This is a genomic window from Pseudenhygromyxa sp. WMMC2535 (assembly GCF_011083025.2).
On record NZ_JABJWV010000001.1, the window covers coordinates 8,714,051 to 8,734,195 of the forward strand.

The 20,145-nt window shown below is 69.5% G+C and carries 15 protein-coding genes; 7 read left to right on the plus strand and 8 right to left on the minus strand.

Annotated features, from left to right (window positions below):
* Positions 1 to 33 precede the first annotated feature (33 nt).
* Complete coding sequence (locus G6O69_RS33675) at positions 34 to 1,635, minus strand: aldehyde dehydrogenase family protein (RefSeq protein WP_172307569.1); 1,602 nt, start codon at positions 1,633 to 1,635, stop codon at positions 34 to 36.
* Positions 1,636 to 1,788: 153 nt separating this feature from the next.
* Here G6O69_RS33675 and G6O69_RS33680 point away from each other — a divergent pair, with 153 nt between their 5' ends.
* From G6O69_RS33680 to G6O69_RS33690, 3 genes are read left to right on the plus strand one after another with little or no spacing between them, the layout of a single operon-like run.
* On the plus strand, positions 1,789 to 3,087 hold the full coding sequence (locus G6O69_RS33680) for an AAA family ATPase (protein WP_172307570.1): 1,299 nt from the start codon (positions 1,789 to 1,791) through the stop codon (positions 3,085 to 3,087).
* A 2-nt stretch (positions 3,088 to 3,089) separates the two neighbouring features.
* Entirely contained in the window at positions 3,090 to 4,214 is a 1,125-nt protein-coding gene (locus G6O69_RS33685) for a hypothetical protein (protein WP_176397246.1), read from the plus strand.
* 5 nt (positions 4,215 to 4,219) lie between these two features.
* On the plus strand, positions 4,220 to 5,821 hold the full coding sequence (locus G6O69_RS33690) for a DUF262 domain-containing protein (protein WP_172307572.1): 1,602 nt from the start codon (positions 4,220 to 4,222) through the stop codon (positions 5,819 to 5,821).
* 4 nt (positions 5,822 to 5,825) lie between these two features.
* Here the strand turns inward: G6O69_RS33690 and G6O69_RS33695 are convergent, their stop codons facing one another.
* On the minus strand, positions 5,826 to 6,326 hold the full coding sequence (locus G6O69_RS33695) for a hypothetical protein (protein WP_172307573.1): 501 nt from the start codon (positions 6,324 to 6,326) through the stop codon (positions 5,826 to 5,828).
* Here G6O69_RS33695 and G6O69_RS33700 point away from each other — a divergent pair.
* Both G6O69_RS33700 and G6O69_RS33705 read left to right on the plus strand, forming a co-directional pair.
* Positions 6,325 to 6,486, plus strand: a complete 162-nt coding sequence (locus G6O69_RS33700) for a hypothetical protein (RefSeq protein ID WP_172307574.1) — start codon at positions 6,325 to 6,327, stop codon at positions 6,484 to 6,486. The two genes, G6O69_RS33695 and G6O69_RS33700, sit on opposite strands and share 2 nt — an antisense overlap.
* Before the next feature lie 279 nt (positions 6,487 to 6,765).
* On the plus strand, positions 6,766 to 8,358 hold the full coding sequence (locus G6O69_RS33705; protein ID WP_176397247.1) for a hypothetical protein: 1,593 nt from the start codon (positions 6,766 to 6,768) through the stop codon (positions 8,356 to 8,358).
* Positions 8,359 to 8,439: 81 nt separating this feature from the next.
* Here the strand turns inward: G6O69_RS33705 and G6O69_RS33710 are convergent, their stop codons facing one another.
* Positions 8,440 to 10,038 carry an aldehyde dehydrogenase family protein gene (locus G6O69_RS33710; RefSeq protein ID WP_172307575.1) on the minus strand — a complete coding sequence of 533 codons (1,599 nt, stop codon included), beginning with the start codon at positions 10,036 to 10,038 and terminating at the stop codon, positions 8,440 to 8,442.
* A 118-nt stretch (positions 10,039 to 10,156) separates the two neighbouring features.
* Here G6O69_RS33710 and G6O69_RS33715 point away from each other — a divergent pair, with 118 nt between their 5' ends.
* Complete coding sequence (locus G6O69_RS33715) at positions 10,157 to 11,629, plus strand: serine hydrolase (RefSeq protein ID WP_172307576.1); 1,473 nt, start codon at positions 10,157 to 10,159, stop codon at positions 11,627 to 11,629.
* Between the two features lie 55 nt (positions 11,630 to 11,684).
* Here G6O69_RS33715 and G6O69_RS33720 read toward each other — a convergent pair whose 3' ends face one another.
* Genes G6O69_RS33720 through G6O69_RS33730 form a run of 3 tightly spaced genes read right to left on the minus strand, consistent with a single transcriptional unit; the run spans position 11,685 to position 15,732 of the window.
* Positions 11,685 to 12,884 carry a hypothetical protein gene (locus G6O69_RS33720; protein WP_172307577.1) on the minus strand — a complete coding sequence of 400 codons (1,200 nt, stop codon included), beginning with the start codon at positions 12,882 to 12,884 and terminating at the stop codon, positions 11,685 to 11,687.
* A complete protein-coding gene (locus G6O69_RS33725) occupies positions 12,881 to 13,654 on the minus strand; it encodes a gamma-glutamyl-gamma-aminobutyrate hydrolase family protein (protein WP_172307578.1) in 774 nt (257 codons plus the stop codon). The genes G6O69_RS33720 and G6O69_RS33725 overlap by 4 nt, the downstream gene beginning before the upstream one ends.
* Positions 13,651 to 15,732 (minus strand): M3 family metallopeptidase, encoded by a 2,082-nt coding sequence (locus G6O69_RS33730; RefSeq protein WP_172307579.1) that lies wholly within the window; start codon positions 15,730 to 15,732, stop codon positions 13,651 to 13,653. The genes G6O69_RS33725 and G6O69_RS33730 overlap by 4 nt, the downstream gene beginning before the upstream one ends.
* 120 nt (positions 15,733 to 15,852) lie before the next feature.
* On the opposite strand from G6O69_RS33730, the gene G6O69_RS33735 reads away from it, so the two are divergent.
* Positions 15,853 to 16,749, plus strand: coding sequence for a patatin-like phospholipase family protein (locus G6O69_RS33735; protein WP_172307580.1), 897 nt, complete (start codon positions 15,853 to 15,855; stop codon positions 16,747 to 16,749).
* Positions 16,750 to 16,771: 22 nt separating this feature from the next.
* Here G6O69_RS33735 and G6O69_RS33740 read toward each other — a convergent pair whose 3' ends face one another.
* Together G6O69_RS33740 and G6O69_RS33745 are read right to left on the minus strand one after the other, a co-directional pair.
* On the minus strand, positions 16,772 to 18,595 hold the full coding sequence (locus G6O69_RS33740) for a D-alanyl-D-alanine carboxypeptidase (RefSeq protein ID WP_217909972.1): 1,824 nt from the start codon (positions 18,593 to 18,595) through the stop codon (positions 16,772 to 16,774).
* A gap of 207 nt (positions 18,596 to 18,802) precedes the next feature.
* Positions 18,803 to 20,080, minus strand: coding sequence for an RNA polymerase sigma factor RpoD/SigA (locus G6O69_RS33745; protein ID WP_172307582.1), 1,278 nt, complete (start codon positions 20,078 to 20,080; stop codon positions 18,803 to 18,805).
* Between the last annotated feature and the right edge of the window lie 65 nt (positions 20,081 to 20,145).

The window sequence follows — 20,145 nt, forward strand, 5'->3', positions numbered from 1 at the left end:
GTGGCTCTGGCTGCGCAGCCTGATCAAGCCTGATCAGGGGGCTTCGCGCAGCACCGCCGCGAGGTTGCGCCCCGCGTCGATCACCGCGCGACCCTTGGCCACCAGCCCGCGGGTGTAGATCACCCGCACGGCGCTCTCGACCAGGTCGTAACTGTGCGGGCGCACGGGGTGAAAGCTGACGCTCTGACCCAGGGGCACGCGATCCTCGACCAGGGTCTTCTCGTAGCAGCACGCGCGCAGGCCCTCGCGGCCGTTGATGCGCCCGAAGCCCGAGATGCCCACGCCGCCAAAGGGCAGCGACTGCATCATGTAGGCCACGCCGTAGTCGTTGATCACGGTCATGCCCGCGCGGATGCCCGCGGCCATGCGCCGCCCCCGAGCCGCGTCGCGCGTGAACACGCTCGAGCCCAGGCCGTAGGGGCAGTCGTTGGCCAGGCGCAGCGCCTCTTCTTCGTCGCGCACGCGGACCATGGTCATCACCGGGCCAAAGATCTCTTCTTGGCTGATGCGCATGCCGTGGTCGACGTCGACGAGCAGCGTGGGCTCGAAGTACTGGCCGTCGTGATCGGGGTTGCGGCGGCCGCCCACGAGCACGCGCGCGCCCTTGGCCACGGCGTCGTCGACCAGGCCCTGGATGATCTCGAGCTGCCGCGGCATGGTGGTCGCGCCGCAGTCGACCAGGGTCTCGCCCAGCGGCGGGCCCTGGCGCAGGGCCTCGACGCGCGCGCGCATCATGTCCACGAAGGTGTCGTAGACCGCGTCGAACACGTAGATCCGCTCGGCGCCCACGCACATCTGTCCGCAGGCCGTGAACACCCCGAGCATGGCCGCGTCGGCGGCCTGATTGAGATTGGCGTCGTCGCAGACGATCAGCGGATCTTTGCCGCCGAGCTCGAGGACCACCGGCGTGAGGCCGTCGGAGGCCTCGGCCATGACCTTGCGCCCGTTTTGCGGCGAGCCGGTGAAGAACACCTTGTCGATGTCGCTGCGCACGAGGTGCGCCCCGGTCTCGCCCCAGCCCGTCACGGTCTGCACGAGGTCCACGGGCAAGCCGTGCTTACGCAGCACCCGGTGGACGATCTCGATGTACTCACCGGCCGACCACGAGGTCCACTCGCTGACCTTCACGACCACGGCGTTGCCGGCGAAGAGCGCGGGGATCAGCGGGCAAAAGATGTTGTGAAAGGGGAAGTTCCACGGGGCGATCACGGCGACCACCCCCATCGGGTGGTACTCGACGCGACCGCGCTTGTGCAGCAAGAAGCCGGGGCGGCGGCGCTGCGGGGCCAGGTCGCGCTCGCCCTGGGCGATGGTGTAGCGCAGCTTCTCGCAGACCGGGAAGACCTCGCCCATGGCCGCGTCGACCATGGTCTTGCCCGAGTCGCGGGCGGCCAGGCGACAGATCTCGGCCTGGTGCTCGATGATCCAGTCGAGGATGTCGCGGAGCACCGCCCGGCGCTCGGCGAAGCTCGTCGCCGCCCACCGAGGCTGCGCCGCGCGAGCCCGGGCGACGATGGCGTCGACCTGCTCGCGATCCATGGCCGCGACCTCGCCGAGGTCCTCGAGGGTGGCCGGGTCGTGGCAGGCGATCGGCGGGAGGGAGGTGCGGATGGGGGTTGCGGAGGCGCCAGACATGGGACTGAGGGGACGCTAGCCGGCCCTGGACGGATGCGGGGTGGCCTGGGTCACTGCTAGCCGTGATTTGTCTTGGCCCGGACCCCGGCCGACATGGTGTCGACATCCTCCAGCCGCGCAGGGGCTGCGTGGTACCCTTCAAAAATCGCCTCCATGCCAACTACTGCGCAATTTGTCGGCTTCTCGGTGCAGGGCTACCGATGCTTTTCCAAGCAGACTCGTCTGGATCTGCGTCCGCTCACGCTCCTCTACGGGCGCAACAACGCCGGCAAGAGCGCCCTGCTGCGGGTGCTGCCGATCCTCGCAAATTCGGTGGCCGCAGACGCCACCTCTCCCTGGGAATTGGGCGGGCCCCAGGGTCCCGGCCAGGGCTCCTCTTTCGAGGACATGCTCTGGCGTGGCGATCTCCTCAAGACGATGGAGCTGGTCCTCCACTGGCAGACAGCCAAGGGCGAGCGCAGCGACCGCTTCACCCTCGAGTACGTCAGTGAGCTGCCTGGTGTCATCATCCGCCACATCGAGCTCACCGACGAGTCGGGCGGGAAGACCTTCGGCGCCCGGGCCCTCTTCTACCCAAAGCAGGACACCTTCGAGGTCGATGGCGGAGGGGAGGTCGTCCTCGACTTTCGCGGCCTCGTCCCTGGCCGCGTCGATGTACACGACGAGATCGCAGACCTCGCCTCTCGCATGGTCAGCTTGCGCGGCCGCGTGCAGTGGCTCCTCGGGACTCGCGCCATCCCCGAGCTCCATCTACGCCCCGCAGATCCCCGCCTGCCCGCGATGTCTTCAGACGGGCGCGAGGCCGGCTCGATGGTCGTCGCCACCCCCGAAGTGCTCAAGTCCGTGCGCCGCTTCTACGCCGACGACGAGCTCCAGCGAGACCTCCGCATCGAGCCGGTCGGCGACGGCCGCCATCGCCTGATGCTCGACACCATGGGTCACTCCGAGTGGAGGATCCCCTTGAACGACGTCGGCGCAGGCATGGGTCAAGTCCTCCCCGTGCTCGTCGCGGCTGCCCAAGCCCAGCGCCCAAACAAACCCCGGGTCGTCGCGGTGGAAGACCCTGGCGCGCTCCTCCACGACAACGCGCGCAAGGCCCTCGCCGATCACCTCATCCGCGTCATCAATCAGACCAACGAAGCGCCCAATGAGCAGGCCAACGAGCAGGCCAACGAGCAGGCCTGCTTCGTGCTCGAGACCCACTCGCGGACCTCTCTCCTCGCCGTGCAGCTCGCCATCGCACGCTGGGGTCGCGAGCAGGGCGATCCGGCCACACGCCTCGATCCCGCCCATGTCCGCATGATGTGGATGGATCCTCAGCCCGAGACCGGAACCATGGCGCTGCCCATCGACTTCGACGCCAGCGGGCGCCCCCGAAGCTCGCTCCTGCGGGGCGTCCTCGACGAGGACGAGCGGCTCATCGACGAACTACTCCAGATCGGGGGAGACTGAAGATGCTGGTCATCGTCCATGACGCTTGCTTTCGCGGTAGCGTCACCAAGCTCCACGCGCTCTTGCACTTGTGTCGGCTCCGCGGCCACGCGTTGGTCTCCCCCTTTCCGCCTCGGGGCTCTCCACTCTCATCGGCCTACGCGCAGTGGCAAAGGAGCCAGGGGCCAGAGGTCACCGAACTCCTGAGGGCGCTCAAGATGCGCAGCAGGCAGCTCCCTGCAGGCTCTCATCAGATCGAAGTGGTCGCAGCCTCGGAATCGAAGTGGTCTCGAGCGCAGCTGACCCTCGATGATGCGATCTCGCTGCTCATGGCTCCCCTACGTCTGCTCGTCGAGAACGGGCGCAGCGACGTCGCCTTTCTCGAGCGCCTCGTGCCGGCGGCCTACCGCGAGCAGCTCGATGGCGCGCTGAGATCTGGCGCCCTCGAGATCGAGCATGGCGGCGGCCTCGGTGAGATGAAGAAGATCCTCGAGACCCGGCTCGATCACCGAGAACAGGACAAGCCGCGGAGGCTCCGACGCCTGCGGACCTGGGTGATGTTCGATCGAGACGCAGACCTCAACAATCCCGCCGAGCCGTCGGTGACGTCCAGCGCCGTGGTCGCGCTGTGCGAGCGCGACCACAACGAGCGCGGTGATCCCTGGCCCCTCCCCTGGCTTCAGCTCGGTCGGCGAACCATCGAGAGCTACCTGCCCGAGGAAACCCTGGAATTGTGGGTGGCGAGAGCGAGGGGCAACGAGACGAAACGACGCCGCGAGACCCTCGAAGCGCTCAAGGCTCTTCGCTCGACCCACCCTCGCGTCGCCTGGCAGCTCGACATGAAAAAGGGTCTTCAGGCCAATGTCTCCGGCGAACATCGAGCGCAGCTCAAGCAGGCACGACGAGGGCGCAAGACACCGCTCCCCGAGGCTCTCGCCAACCATCTCCCGGATGACGCGCTCCCCGAGTTTTTTCACGGCCTCACCATGAAGCAGCGCGGCGCCCTCGCCTTTGGCTTTGGTGACGACATCGCAGAAGGCTTTCACGAGGATCTCGACGGCGAGCGCTTCATCCGCGAGTATGAACGTGGCCCGAACGAGCAATCCAGCGCGCAGACGCTCGTCGAGTCAATCCTCACGCAACTGTGAGAGCCATGACCCGCCGCAGCGTCTTCGCTCAACCGATCATCACGCGACTCCCCCAGCTCCTGGCCGAGGTCAAGAGCGGCGAGATCCTGATCCCAGCCTTTCAGCGACCCTTCGAGTGGGAGGAAGAGCGGCGCATCTTGCTCCTCGACAGCATCGTCCGCGGCGTCCCGATCGGCAGCCTCCTGGTCTGGCGGACCTCCAAACACGACCTGGACTGCTTCCCAAAGCTCGGACACATCGAGCTCCCCGAGCCTCCCGACGCCCGGCCACGTCACTACCTCATCGATGGGCACCAGCGCCTGACCACGCTCTATGCCGCGCTGAGCGATCCGGCCACCATCGTGGCCCACGCCGACGCAGAGGGGTGGCCGATCTACTACGACCTCGAAGTCGAAGAGGGCGAGCGCGCCTTCACGATCCTCCGTGGCAAGCAGCCCGCGCGTGACACCCTGCTCCCCGCCCCTGCCCTGCTCTCTCCCGAGCTGCTGTGGAGGGCCCAACGCGGACTCTTCGAAGCGGGCAAGAACACCGCCGCCAAGCGCGTCGAGGAGCTCGCCAACACCTTCAAGGACTACCAGATCCCCGTCTTGCCCCTCGTCACCGAGGACATGGACATCGTCACCGACGCCTTCGTGCGCATCAACAGCGGCGGACGAAAGATGGCGGAGACCTACATGGTCCAAGCCCTCGCGTACTCGCGCTTTCGCATGCGAGATCGCAGCGACACGATCCGCGACAACCTCGCCGATCTGGGCTGGGGAGAGCTCGATGACCGGGTGATCCTGAGCACCCTCAAGCTGCGCTGGGATATCGAGATCTATGGATCTCGACCGGAGGCCATGCTCGAGCACATCGAGGGCGAGCAGCGCGAAGACGAGTCCGACGAACAGGTCTTCGAGCGCATCTTCGACGAGCTCGAAGACCAGTTCAAGGCCGTGATCGGCCTACTTCGACGCTGCGAGGTCTGGGGCCCCGCCGCCTTGCCTTATATCTATCAGTTCGTCGCCCTCGCAGAAGTTCGTCGCCGCCTGGGTAGCGACGAGGCCTTCGAAGCGGCCAGCGAGCGGCTGATTCGGTGGTTTTGGCTGACCAGCTTCATCGGTCACTTCACGGGCATGACCTCCAAGATGATCCGCGAGGCCACCGAGCACCTCTTCGAGGTGGCCGACGGCGAGCTCGAGGCCTTCGCAGACAGCGATGATCTCGAGCTTCCCGCGCTGCGTCAGCACAACTTCTCGTCCGTGCGAACCAAGGTACGCGCGCTCTATCTGCTGGGACAGATTCAGGACGAGCGCCTTCGCCAGGAGCGCGGACGTCTGCTGGGTGAGCTCGGCTCGAACGCCCTCCAGAAGATCACTCCCAGCATGTCCGGCAGCCACCCCGGCGCCCGAGTCATCGCGGACAGCGCTGCGCTCACGCGACTACGCGAAGCACTCTTCAGTCCTGGCACGACAGACCGAGAGCAGCTCCTCGCTCAGCACGCCATCCCCAGCGACGCTCTCGCCGAGCTCGAGCAAGGCGAAACACAGGACTTCCTCGAGCTCCGCGAGCAACACCTCGCCGAGGGCGAGCGCGCGTTCTTCGAGCGCCAGCTGCCAAATCACTGACTGCTCAAAACACCACCTGGACGCCGGCCCCGCCGCCCAGCTGCACCCGCCCAGGCCGCGCGTCGAAGTAGTAGGCCCCATCTCCGCGCAGATAGGCCGACAGCCGCGGCGCGAAGGGCATGGGAAAGCGCAGGCCCAGCCCAGCCTCGACGCCGTGGCGCTCGGCGAACTCGGCTCCGGCGCGCAAGCTCACGCCTTCCCACACTGGTCGCGCGCAGCCGCACTCGAACTCGAAGCCAGCCTCGGCGAGGTAGCTGTACCCGAGCGACACGCTGGGTCGGACCCACCGGGTCAGGCGCAGCTCATGACGCAGGCCGAGCCCCGCCCGCGCCTGGACGCCAAAGGGCAGGCCGTGGGCGCCCATGTCGATCTCGCCGACGAGGTGCAGCCCGCGGATCAGTCGGACGCCCAGGCCGAGCTCGAGGGCGCCGCCGTAGGCTTGCCCCTGACCGAAGCGACCATAGCCGCGGCCGCCAATGTGCATTTCGACGCGCTTGTGATCCATGACGGCCAGGCGCTCCGCCGGTGAGGGCTTTGCCGCCGGGGTCGGGGCCGAGCTCGGCGCCGGGCCTGGGCTCGAAGCCGACCCCGAAGCCGACCCCGAAGCTGAAGCCGAGGCCTCGGTCGAGGCCGACGTGGACATGGAAACCTTGGCCTCGGCCTGAGGTGCCGCGGCGAGGAGTGAGGCGAAGACGAGGCTAGGGAGCATGCAGCGTTGAACACCGCAACGAAGTGGATGTGTCACCGTTGCAAGCTGCAACGTCGCCGGGACTTGGCTCGCAGGATCCGTCGCGCGAGCTGGACGCTTCCGTCGACAAGTGTGTCCCTTTGTTTCGGCGCGTTCATGACCACCGAGAGCCGACATACTCGCGCCAATGCTGACTAACACGAATGGTATTTCAATAGTCTTTGGCGCCACTTTATCCTTGGGCACACTTTTGGCCGTGACCGCCTGCAGCGACGACTCCAGCGCTGGCAGCGACGAGAGCAACGCCCAGACCGAGACCGGCCCCCAGACCGACACCAACACCGAGACCGAGAGCGCGGGCGAGGACATCGGTGAGAGCACAACGAGCACCGAGACCGAGTCTGGCAGCGACACCGAGTCCGAGACGACCAGCGGGGAGCCGCTGACCCCCGCGGCCTACTTCGAGCAGGTCCACGGGCTGACCCTGGCCGACATCCACTTCGGCGACACGCACACCCACACCTATTACTCCCAGGACGCCTACCTGGGCTCCTTCGCCCCGGGCCAGCCCGAGATTGCGACCCCGGAGACGGCCTACGCCATGGCCCGCGAGCGGGGGCTGCACTTCAACGCCCTGGCCGACCACGCCGAGGCCCCGGTGCCCACGCAGATCCCCGAAGACGCCCCGGCCAGCAACGTCTGGGAGAGCACGCGCGCCTACAGCCTCGCGGCCGAGGACACGGTCGACGACGAGGACAGCGTGTTCATCCCCTTCATGGGCTACGAGTACACGAACCCCTTCCCCTGCACCGACGACTGCCCCGGGGAGTGCGTCTCGCTGGGCGGCAACGAGAGCTGCAGCGCCCACGGCCACAAGAACGTGCTCTTCCGCGACATCGACTCGGCCCCGAGCGAGCGCGTCTCCTACCTCGATCCCGCGATCATGAACGTCGAGGGCGTGCAGTGCATGACCAACCAGGCCCCGGCCTACTGCTTCTTCACCGACTACACGGCGTGGGCCCAGGACAACGACCTGCTGTGGGACTGGCTGCGCGACGCCGGCTTCGCCCCGGCCCAGCCCGGAGAGGCCCCCGACGCCCTGACGATCATCCACACCCCGGGCAACATCCACCACAACGACTGGGACGCGATCGACTCGGACTTCGTGCGCAACGTCGAGATCTTCTCGCAGTGGGGGAACTCCGAGGGCGCGCCGCCCGAGGCCTGCGCCAACCAAGACGACATCGTCATCGGCCTGCCGCCCGACAACGTCAACGAGAACGCCGACCTGATCCGCCCGCAGATCGACCAGCGCTGGCGGATCGACGGCGACGCTCGCTACGCGCTGAGCTTCGTCGGCGGCAGCGACGACCACGCCGGCAAGCCCGGCGGCGACGGCGACGGCAACGGCGGCGTGACCGGGCTGATCACCGCCACGCCCACCCGCGACGCGCTCTTCGACGCCTTCGCCCAGCGCCACACCATCGCCGCGACCTACTACTCGTCGACCGGGCCGGCGCCGCTGCTCGTCGGCGTCGAGGTCGGCGACCAGCAGCTGCTCGGCGGGGACATCGGCAACCTCGCCGCCGACGAAAACGCGACGCTCTACGTGCTCGCCGGGGAGCACGTCGAGGAGCTCGAGCTGGTCGTCGACGGCTGCACCGTGGCGACCTTCTCGGGCAACGAGCTGCGCCACGAGCTGAGCGACCTCGACCCCGCGGCGCGCCACTGGATCTACGTCCGCGCGCGCCGGGCCACCGGCCCCAACGACAACATCGACAACCTCCCGCCCCAGACCGACTACGACCAGACCTGGTCGAGCCCCGTTTACCTCGACGTCCAGGGCTGAGCCCCTCGGCCCACGGACGCGTGGGGGCCCGCCATCGATCGGCACGGCGGGCCCTCACGCTCTTTGTTTCACCTCGGGCGCCTACGTAGTCGCGCGCTTGACCACGGCCCGACCCAGATCGACCAAGGCGTCGAACTTGTTGACCAGGCCCTGGGTGTAGAGCAGGCGCACGCCCTCGCGGGTCACCTCGTAGTCGAAGTGGCGGCCGGGGAAGAGCTCGATGGCGCGATGGAGCGGCAGGCGATCCTCGATCACGGCCTTGATGTTGGAGCACGCGCGCAGGCCCTCGCGCCCGTTGAGACGGCCGTAGCCGCTGCCCTTGACCCCGCCAAAGGGCAGGTCCTGGACCATGTAGGCCAGCGCCCAGTCGTTGATGCAGGTCGAGCCGGCGACGATCTGGTCGGCGATCCGCCGCGCGCGGGCGTGGTCCTTGGAGAACACCGAGGAGCTCAGGCCGTACTCGGTGGCGTTGGCCACCCGGATCGCCTCGGCCTCGTTCTTGACCCGGCAGATCGCCAGGACCGGGCCAAAGGTCTCCTCGTGCATGATCCGCATGTCCTCGGTGACGTCGGCGATGACCGTGGGCTCGTAGTAGTTCTTGCTCGGCTTGCGCTTGGCCCGGGTGCCGCCGGCCTTGAGCGAGGCGCCCTTGTCGAAGGCGTCCTCGACCAGGGCGTCGACGATGTCGAGCTGCCCGGGCATGGTCATCGCGCCGATGTCGACGAGCTTGCCGGCCAGGGGCGCGCCCTGGCGCAGGCGCAGGGCGATGTCCTGAACGCGGGCGACGAAGTCGTCGTAGATGGCGTCGAAGACGAGCACGCGCTCGGCCGCGAGACACATCTGGCCCGAGGCGATGAACGCGGCCGAGGCCGCGGCGTGGGCGGCCTGCTCGAGGTCGGCGTCGTCACAGACGATCATCGGATCCTTGCCACCGAGCTCGAGGATCACGGGAGTCAGGGTCTTGGCGCTCTCCTCGACGACGCGGCGGCCGTTGGCCATGGAACCGGTGAACACGATCTTGTCGACGCCGCCCGAGACCAGCGCAGCCCCGGCGTCGCCGTAGCCGGTGATCACCCGGACGAGGTCCTTGGAGTAGCCGCAGTCGGCGAAGCAGCGCTCGAGGAAGCCCTGGAAGGGCGCGGCCGACCACGAGGTCCACTCGCTGACCTTCACGACCACCGCGTTGCCAGCGAAGAGCGCGGGGATCGTCGGGCCGAGGATGTTCTGGAGCGGGAAGTTCCACGGCGTGATCACGCCGATGACACCCAGCGGCTGGTACTCGATCTTCGCGCGCTTGTGCTTGAGCAGGCCCGAGCTCACGACCTCGGTGCGCAGGTGCTTCTCGCCCTCGGCGATGGTCCAGCGCAGCTTCTCGGCGATCGGCCAGATCTCGCCGAGCATCGCGTTGTGCATGGTCTTGCCAGCGTCGCGACAGATTTCCTCGCACAGCGCGTCGCTGTGCTCGAGGATCATGTCGAGCAGGTGGCGGAGCACCCGGCGGCGCTCGGCGAAGCTGGTCCGCGCCCACTCGGCCTGGGCTTTGCGCGCCCGCGCGACCTCTTCACGAACCTGCTCGGCGGTCAGTGCCGGGACCTCGCCGAGGCGCTCGCCGGTGCCGGGGTCGATGCACGGGATGGCAACATGGACCTGCTGATCGAGGTTCTGCGCGGCTTCAGACATGGACAGGACGCTATCCGGCGATGGGGCGATTGAGCGTGGTCTGGGTCACGCGCAGCCCCCCCCCTGCGCGCTCCAACTCACGATGCGGACGGCGACGTCCGGCTGATAGGCTCCACGCGTGAGCAAGCGCCCTATCCTCCGCGCCAGCTTGATCGGCCTCGGCGCCGTCCTCGTTGGTGGCCTCGCCTTCGTCAACGCCAAGATCGCCCCGACGGGCACCGGCTACTACGCCAAGATCATGTGCTCCGCGGTGTTCATCTCGGGGCTCGATCCCGAGCGCGTCTCCGAGGAGGATCTGCGGCCCTACTGGTACATCCAAAGCCGGGTCGACGAGGACGCGCGCAGCGTGAAGGCGCGGCTCTTTGGCATGGCCCCGCGGACCGCGGTGTACCGCGACAACCTCGGCTGCACCCTGGCGATCGAGGTCGAAGAGGACGAGCTGCGCGCCCAGGCCGAGCTCTTCGAGGCGCGCCCGGATCGCAGCGCGCAGCCCTGGCCCGTGGGTGATGTCGTCGACGAGACCCCGGCCCCCGGCGTCGACTACGGGGTCCTCGACGCGGCCATCGACGCCGCCTTCGCCGAGCCCGATCCCGACAAGCTCGCCCTGACCCGGGCGGTGGTCGTGATCTACGGCGACCAGCTGATCGCCGAGCGCTACGCCGAGGGCGTGACCAAGGACTCCCCCCTGCTCGGCTGGTCGATGACCAAGAGCGTGGGCGCGACCTTGGTCGGGATCCTCCAGGGCGAGGGCAAGCTCGACGTCAAGGCCCCCGCCCCGGTGCCCGCCTGGCAGGGCGACGAGCGGGCCGCGATCACCCTCGAGAACCTGCTGCACATGAGCTCCGGCCTCGAGTTCGCCGAGGTCTACGGCCCGCTGAGCGACGCGACCACCATGCTCTTCGAGAGCCACGACGCCGCCTCCGTGGCCATCGACAAGCCGCTGATCGCCGAGCCCGGCACGCTGTGGAGCTACTCGAGCGGGACGTCCAACATCATCTCGTGGATCGCCCGCCAGGCCGTCGAGGCCGAGGGCGGCTGGGAGGCCTACGCCACCCTCCCCCGCCGCGCGCTCTTCGACCCCGTGGGCATGCGCACCGCGATCTACGAGCCCGATCCCTCGGGGACCTTCATGGGCTCCTCGTTCATGTACGCCAGCGCCCGCGACTGGGCCCGCTTTGGCCTGCTCTACCTCCACGACGGCGTGTGGCAAGGCGAGCGCGTGCTGCCCGAGGGATGGGTCGAGTACGCCGCGACGCCGGCCCCGGCCGCGCCCATGCGCGAGTACGGCGCGCAGATCTGGCTCAACCAGGGCAAGCCCGAGGATCCCAGCGAGCGCCGCTTCCCCAGCGCCCCGCGAGACGTGATCCAGGCCAGCGGCTTTCAGGGCCAGGCCGTGGTCATCGTGCCCTCGCGCGACGCGGTCATCGTCCGCCTGGGCATGACCCACGACCGCTCGGCCTTCGACCTCGACGCCTTCATCGCCAGCGTGCTCGCGGCCCTGCCCGAGCCCGAGCCCGCGGCGCAGGATCACGCGAGCGCCGAGCCGGCGCCTGCCGACGCCGAGCCGGCTCAGCCTGCCAGCGCAGGCTGAGCTTGGGCCGCAACTCTCAAACCCAGCCCGAGCCCAGCCTGCCCGGGCAGCCGAGCTACTTGCTGCGCACCCAGGCCGCGCGCTCGAGGCCGCCCTCGGGTCCGAGCGCGGCCTCGACCTCGGTGATGAAGCGGCGCGCGTCCTGGGGGTAGCCCGCGGTCGCGCGCAGCCCGGGGATCTTGGCCTGAAAGTGGCGGTTGAAGGCGCGCAAGATCAGCTCGCGCAGGTACTTGGCGAGGATCGAGGCCCACGAGATCCGCGGCTCGATCAGGTCGCCCCCCATGACGAAGCCAATGTCGACGGCGCCCATGCCTGGGCGAGTCAGGGCGTAGTGGCTGCGCGCGCGGACCTCCTCGACGGTGGTCAGCGAGGCGCTCGTGCGCGCCTTGCCGGAGAAGAGCGGACCCTCGCCAGAAGACCCTGCGCCCTGCTCTTCCTCGGCCTGCGCGAGCTCGGGGAAGGCACGGCGCAGCGGATCCACGTAGGCCTGGCGACCGCCGGCCTTGTCGCACCAGATCACCGCAGAAGACCCTGGCGATGTCCCCGGCGATGTCCCCGGTCGCGCGCCGTCGAGGCCCGCGACCAGGCCCGCGGCGTGGCGGAGCACGGCGTGGGTCGCCCAGGTGTTCTTGCTCCCGCCCACGAGCTCGTCTTCGGCCGCGAGCTCGCGGTTGACCCGGGCCGCCGAGATCACGTCGGCGCGATACCACAGCGCCTCGACCCCGGCCGACTCCCCGAGCGCGCGCAGCTGCTCGCCGAGCGCGGCGATCGCCTCGCTCTCGTGGGCGATCGGCAACGCCTCGTCGAGGGCCTCGGCGGACCACCACGGCGCGCGCCGGTCTCCGGGGCCCTCGTGGTCGAGGGCGCAGACCAGCTCGAGCAGCTCGGCGACGGTCGCGGGCACGCGGCCGTGGATCCACGCGACCGTGGCCAGAGCCGTGCGCTCGACCCGGGCGAGCTTGCGCGTGCCGGTGTGGATCTTCTTGCTGTCGCCGACCTCGAGGCGCCCCTTGCGATCCCCAGGCTCGCCCACGAGGGCAGCCAGCGGCCCGCGCAGATCATCGACCGGCCCCGTCCCCCGCGCCCCGCCGCGAATATCCGCGCCCAAACCGGAGCCGGAGCCAGAAGCAGAGTCATCGCGCCGCGCCGTGGCGAAGCCCGCGACCACCAGCGGACCCAGGGTCGGCCCGAGCCCGGCCTCGTCGAAGCCCGCCCGGACGAGCTTGGCCTGCGCTCGCTTGGCGCCGCGGCTCATGAGCCGCGCCCGCGCTCGCCACAGACCGCGATGAAGCGCTCGAAGATCGGGCCGCCCGGCGTACGGTGTGGCCCGCCCAGCTCGCTGCCGTCGAGCCACTCGGGGTGCCACTGCACGGCCGCGATCCAGCGGTCGGAGCCGATGTCCTCGACGGCCTCGGTGATCCCATCGGGCGCCCACGCGGTCGCGCGCAGCCCCGGCGCGAGGTCCTTGATCGCCTGGTGGTGGATCGTGTTTGTCAGCAGCTCGCCGCGTCCGTAGAGCCGGCCCAGCCACGAGTCGTCGTCGACGCGCACGCCGTGCTCGATGACCTCGTAGCGGTGCCAGTCACGGTGGACCAGGCTGTCCTCGACCTGGGTGTTGATGTCCTGATAGAGGCTCCCGCCGAGGGCCACGTTGATCAGCTGGATGCCCCGGCAGATCCCGAACACCGGCTTGCCCTGGGCGAGGGCGATCTCCATGGCCGCGATCTCGAACAGGTCGCGGACCCGGTCCCCGTGCCACTCGGGGCGCATCGGCTCCTCGCTGTAGCTCGTCGGCGACACATCGGCGCCGCCTTGGAGCAGCAGCCCGTCGACCTCGGCGATCGCCGCCTCGAGCAGAGCGCGGTCGTCGAGCTCGAGCAGGGGCATGGGCAGGCCGCCGCCGCGCCACACCGCCTTGGCGAACTTCTTTTCGGTGAACTGTAGCGCCTTGCCCTTGAAGAGCTTGCGGTCGGGATCCTCGTGCATCAGGCACGAGGTGATGGCGATCTTGGGGCGCCGACTCATGCGGCACCTCGCCCGACCAGGCCCTCGCGCTCGAGCAGCGCGTCGAGCTGCGGCTCGCGGCCGCGAAACTCGCGGAACAGCTCGGCGGGGTCACGGCTGTTGCCCCGGGCCAGGATCAGCGCCCGGAAGCGGGCCCCGACCTCGGGGCTGAACAGCCCGCGCTCCTTGAACATGCCGAAGGCGTCGGCGTCGAGGACCTCGGCCCACTTGTAGCTGTAGTAGCCCGAGGCGTAGGCCACCGGCGAGGAGAACAGGTGGCCAAAGCGGCAGATCATCGCGTAGCGCTCGGGCAGCGTGGCCAAGGTGAAGGGCTGGGAGACCTCGCGGGCGAAGTCGAGGAGCGCGGGGTGGTCCTCGCCGGCGAGCAGCTTGGGCGCGTAGTCCAGGTGCAGGCTCAGGTCGAGGGTCGCAAAGCCCAGCTGGCGCATGCTCGCGCTCGCGCTGCGGAAGTTGCGGGCGCGCTGGAGCTTGGCGAACAGCGCCTCGGGGATGGTCTCGCCGCTTTGATAGTGGCGCGCGAAGAGGTCGAGGGACTCGCGCTCCCAGCACCAGTTCTCCATGATCTGCGAGGGCAGCTCGACGAAGTCCCAGGCCACGTTGGTCCCGGCCAGGCTGGGGATCTCGACCTCCGAGAGCATGTGGTGCAGGAGGTGGCCGAACTCGTGGAAGACGGTCTCGACCTCGTTGTGGGTCAGCAGCGCCGGCTTGTCGCCCAGCGGCTCGCTGAGGTTGCCGCAGATCAAGCCGAGGTGCGGGCGGCCGGCGTGGGGCAGCCCGGTGATCAGCGAGTTCATCCACGCCCCGCCGCGCTTGCTCTCGCGCGGGTGCAAGTCGGCGTAGAAGCAGCCCAGGTCGCGCTCGCCGTCGAGCACCCGGTAGGTGCGGACCGACTCGTGCCACACCGGCAGGTCGTCCACGGGCTCGACGCGGATCCCATAGAGGCGATCGACGAGGTCGAAGAGCCCGCCGAGCACGGCCTCGAGCGAGAAGTAGGGGCGCAGCTGCTCGTCGTCGAAGTCGTAGAGCGCCCTGCGCTGGCGCTCGGCCCAAAAGCCCACGTCCCACGGCTGGAGCTCGCCGTAGCTCGGGTCTTGCTCGGCCACGAAGGCCCGCAGCGCCGCGCTCTCCTCGACGAAGAAGGGCTCACTGCGCCCGCGTAGATCATCGACGAAGCGCCGCGCCGCCTCCCCGGTCTTGGCCATGCGATCCTCGAGCACGAGGTCGGCGAAGCTGGCGTAGCCGAGCAGCCGGGCCTTCTCCTCGCGCAGGCGCAGGATGTCTTCGATCAGCCCGCGGTTGTCGAGCTCGCCCTCGCTCGCGCGGTCGTTGAGCGCCAGGTAGATCTGCCGGCGGATGTCACGATCCTCGAGGTAGGTGAGCACGGGGATCCACGAGGGCGCCTGGAGGGTGAAGCGCCAGCCCTCGAGATCCTTTTGTTCGGCCCGGGCGCGGGCGGCCTCGCGCGCGCTCTCGGGCAGGCCGGCGAGCCTGGCCTCGTCGGTGATCACCAGCTCGAAGGCGTTTGTCGAGTCGAGGCTGTTTTGCGAGTACTTGGTCGTGAGCTGGGCGAGCTCGACGTCGATGGCGGCGAGCCGGCGCTTGCCGGTCTCGTCGAGCTCGGCCCCGTTTCGCCGGAAGGCGTCGAGGGTGTGCTCGAGCAGGCGCGCGGCGGTGGCATCCAGGGTCTTGCCAGCGTCCGTGGCCGCGAAGTCACGCAGCGCCGAGAACAGCGCCGGATCCTGAAACACGCGCGAGCCGAAGGCGCTGACCTTGGGCTGGACCGCCTCGTAGGCGTCGCGCAGGCCGTCGGTGGTCGCCACGGACTCGAGGTGCGAGACCACGCCCATCGCCCACTCGAGCCCGCGCCCGAGGGACTCGAAGGCGTCGAGGGTGTTCTCGCGGGTCCGCGCGGCGCCCTCGGGGAGCTCGACGATCGCCTGGAGCTCGGCCTCGGCCTCGGCGAGCAGGTGGTCGACGGCGGGCACGACGTGGGTCGGCTCGATCTCGTCGAAGGGGATGCGGAAGGTCTCTCGGACCAGCGGATTTTGCTCGAGATCGGGGCTCGGGGCGTCACTCATCCCTGGTTTTTTGGCGCCCCACGCCCCGAAGTGCAAGGGCTGGCGCCCACCCGCGCCCCCTGCAAACGGGCAGGACCGCTCTCTACCCCGCTGCGCGGCGATCCTTGCTAATCTGCGCGCATGGCCGCCGCCACCGGCGAAGGCTTCTCCATCGTCCTCGCCGGCGGCGGGATCAAGACATTTTGGAGCATGGGCGTGCTCCGCTCCATCGCCGATCTGCTCCCGCCCGTCGATCACTACGCCGGGGTCAGCGGCGGCGCGGTCATGGCCGTGGTCCAGGTCAGCGAGCGGGTCGACGCCTCGCTCGACTTCTTCGTCGCGGCCACCCGCCAAAACCAGCGCAACTTCTACCCCGGCGCCCTGCTCCGCGGCGGGCGGCCCTTCCCCCACGAGGCCATGCTCCGCCGGACCATGGACTTCGTCCTCGAAGACGGCGGCTTCGAGCGCATCCAGGCCGGGCCACCGATCCACATCCTGCTGTCCTATATCGCCGCGGGGCGCTCGCCCTGGCGCACCGGCCTGTCCGCCTTTCGCACCTTCGAGCGGCGCAGCCGCGCGGGCTGGGCCCACGGCCCCGCCAAGCTGCCCCCGGGCATGGGCATGCAGGTCGTGTCTTCGGTGACGGCGGGGAGCCGCGAGCAGCTCGTCGACTGGACCTTGATGTCCTCGTCGACCCCCCTGGTCACGCGCCCGCAATTTCAAGGCGGGCGGCGCTATGTCGACGGCGCCCTGGTCGACAACGTGCCCGTCCGCGCGCTCCCCAACGCGGCCCGAGCCGGCCGCGTCCTGGCCCTGCTCACCAGCCCGCGCAAGGTCGCCCGCCGCCCGCTGCGGACCGTGGACGGCGGGCTGATCCTCTACCTCCACCCGGCCGAGGAGCTCCCGGCGAGCCTGTGGGACTATGCCTCGCCCGATCGGCTGCTGGATCTATGGGCGCAGGGCCAGCGCGAGGGTCGAGCGCTCCGCCCCCGGGTCGAGGCCCTGCTCGCGGCGCCCCTCCCCGGCGCGCCCTCCTGACCGACCACGCTCATAGGGCCCGTCACCCCTCGCGGGTGACGTCGATGGGCTCGAGGTCGAGGATCAAGGTCCCCCGCGTCGCCTCCCAGTCGTCGATGTGATCGAGCACGGTCATGACGATGGCGTCCTCGATGCGCCGGCGGGCGTAGGCGGCGACGCGGTCGCTCTCGCGCACGTTGATGAGGATCGAGAACGCCACCTGGGGCTCGCCGGCCTCGCTGGTGATCACGCCGGTGAGCCCGCTGACGCCGACCAAGGTCCCGGTCTTGGCCCGCACGCGCTTGCCCGAGCGGCGCAGCCTCGCGCTGACCGTGCCGGCGCTCCCGGCCACCGGCAGGGCGTCGATCAAGCTGGCCCCGCGGGCCTGGGTCCGGCTGGCGATGGCGATCAGATCGACCAGGCCCGCGCTGGTCACCCGGCCCACGGAGCTCAGCCCCGAGCCGTTTTCGAACACCAGGTCGCCGGGGTCGTTGCCCAGGGCCTGCCAGTAGCCGAGCACGACCTCGCGGCCATTGTCCCAGTCGCCGGGGCTCCCGGTCATCCGCCAGCCCAAGGTGCGCAGGATCTGCTCGGCGGTGAAGTTGTTGGAGTAGGTCAGCAGGCCGTTGACGACCTCGAGCAGCGGCGGCGAGCGGCGCAGGGCCACGAGCTCGACGTCGCCCAGCTCGCGGTCGTGGCCGAGCAGCCGCGGCAGCTCTCCCGCGTGGTCGTGGCCGTGGTCGACGTCGTCGACGCGATCGTAGCGGTGCGGGGCCACGCCCACGCGCACGGGCAGCGGCTCGCTCTGCGTGGCCTCGGCGAGCATCAGGCTGAAGGCGCCGCCGGTGAACATCCCGGGGTCGACGATCCGCCGGCGGATGCGGTAGCCACGGCTTCCCTTGGGGACCTTGCCTGCGACGCTGACCTCGGTCCGGACCTTCTCGCGTGGCGGCTCCGAGCCCGCGCCGGCCTGGACCTTTCGCCGCGAGCGGACCTCGAGCTGCTCGGCCCCGTAGCGCACGCTGCTGCTGACGACCACGTGGGGGCTGTCGGGCTCGACGCTGACCGCGGGCCGGCTGGACCCGAGCACCGGGTAGACCGAGATCTCGACGGTGTTGAAATTGAGGCTGAGCGCGCCGCTGGGCGCCATATAGGACACGCCCCAGGGATCCTCGGAGTAGCCGGGGCCGAAGCTCTGTGGCGAGAACGCGCTGTCGTCGACGACGATCCCCCGCAGCGAGCCGGCGGGGACGCGCTCGGCGACCTCGTGGACCAGGGCCTCGAGGGCCTCGGCGTCGATGGTCGGATCCCCGCCGCCGACGAGGTAGAGCTCGTCGTCGGCGCGCAGCACCTCGGTCTCGAACACGAAGTCGGCCCCGAGCAGGTCGATGGCCGCGGAGGTGGTCAGCAGCTTGTGGTTGCTGGCCGGGTTGAGCAGGGTGTCGCCGTAGTAGTCGAAGAGCACCCGCGAAGACGCAATGTCCCGAATGTGCACCGAGAGCTGGGCGCGGTCGTCGAGGTCGTCGATGATGTCCTCGATGTCCTCGCGCAGAGCCTCGGCCCCAAAGGCCACCAGGGGCGGCTCTGCGCTGGCCTGGGCCCGCTCGACGTAGCGCGCGAAGGCGGCCAGGCGCGCCTCGAGGCGCTCTTCGGGCGTCGCCGGACCGGGCTGCTCCGGGACGATCCGGTAGCCCATGGACCAGGCCTGGGGCGGCAGCTCCGGCTCGCCGTGGCTCGCCGTGCGCACCCGCGGCTCGTGCTGCCAGTGCACGCCGAGACCCAGGACCCCGAGCGCCACGCCGATGAAGACGAAGGCCGGCAGCCTCCGCCGCGCCTGGCGGTCGAGCTCGGCTATGTCCGAATGCACCATCTCGTGCCCCTCGATCTTGCGCGTCTGAGCTCAGACGGCAAGCGCCCGGTCAATCTGCGTGGATACCGACCAGCTGCCCCGCCCCGCGTCCTGGCGATCCGCGCAGTGCACCATTCGAAAGACGCGCGCCGACGGGGACATCCCGCCGGCGCGCGTCAGTGCGTGCATTCACCGCCCGGCGGGTAGGGACCCGCCGGTGGTGGCTCAAAATGACTCACCGAGCTCGCGCTGTGTGAATTCTTGACGCAGCTTGTGAAGCGCGCGCTCCTGGAGCTGGCGAATGCGCTCGCGCGAAAGCGAATGCTGCTCACCCAGCTCGCGCAGGGTCATCGGCCGGAAGTCCCCGGTCCCCTGATCCCCGCCGCCGATCCCGTAGCGACCCCGGAGGATGTCGATCTCGATCGGCTGGAGCTCCTCGAGGGCCTCGTAGAGCTCGTCGGCGAGGGCCCGGCTCTCGAGCAGCTGGGTCATCTCGGGCGTCTCGTCCTCGAGGCGGTCGAGCATCGCCCGACCCTCGCCGTCGTTGGCCGGAGCGTCGAGGCTGACCGCACCGTCGAGGCTGAGCTTGCTGAGCTTGCGGACCCGGGCCTTGCTCAGGCCAGCGTCCTTGGCGAGCTCCTCGATGGTCGCGGCGCGGCCGTTGTGGGCCTCGAACTCCCGTGACACTCGGCGCAGGCGCTGGAGGTCCGCGGACACGTGCGCCGGCAGCCGGACGGTGCGGCCCTTGTTGGCCAGCGCGCGGTTGATGGCGTGCCGGATCCACCAGGTCGCGTAGGTCGAGAACCGGTAGCCGCGCGCGCCGTCGAAGCGATCGACGGCCTTCATCAGGCCGAGGTTGCCCTCCTGGACCAGGTCCGGCAGAGGCATCAGGCCGAGGTCGAAGCGCCGCGCGATGGTCACGACCAGGCGCAGGTTGGCCTTGACGAATTTGTTCTTGGACCAGCGCAGGGCCTGGTTGGCGGCGCGGACTTTTTGCACGTAGCGCGCGAACGGCCGGCTGCCCCGGGGCGGGTAGGTGACCTGCAAGGACACGCCCTCGCGGCGGTTGGCGTCGATGGCCTCGAGATCCGCGGCGATGCGATCGGCGTACTTGTTGTCGAGATCGATGGCGGCCATCGACTCGGCCAGGGCCTGCTGCGCAGCCTGGAAAGCCTCGCGGTTGACCTTGGTCTCGCGGTTGCGAAACGCCCGGGAGCCGAGCGCGAGGGCCTCGAGGGCCTCGCTGGGGATGGTGTCGCAGTTGTCTGCGCGCATCGCCTCGTCGATCAGCTCGGTGATGGCGCTGGCGAAGGGCGCGTAGCTCAGCAGCGCGCGCCACAGCGCGACTCGACGGTCGGCGATCTGCGCAGCGAGGCTCTTCTCCTCGTCCGGCGTCAGCATGTTTACCTTCGAGACCTCACCAAGGTAGGAGCCCAGGGGAGTCTCGGAGCGCCGCCGGTTGCTGCGGCTAGATGGGGGGGTGATTTTTTGAGTGGTGGCCATGACCGCTCCTCTCAGTTTTGGCGCGAAGGTCCGACGCTGTCGCGCGTAGCTCTCGATGCAAAGAG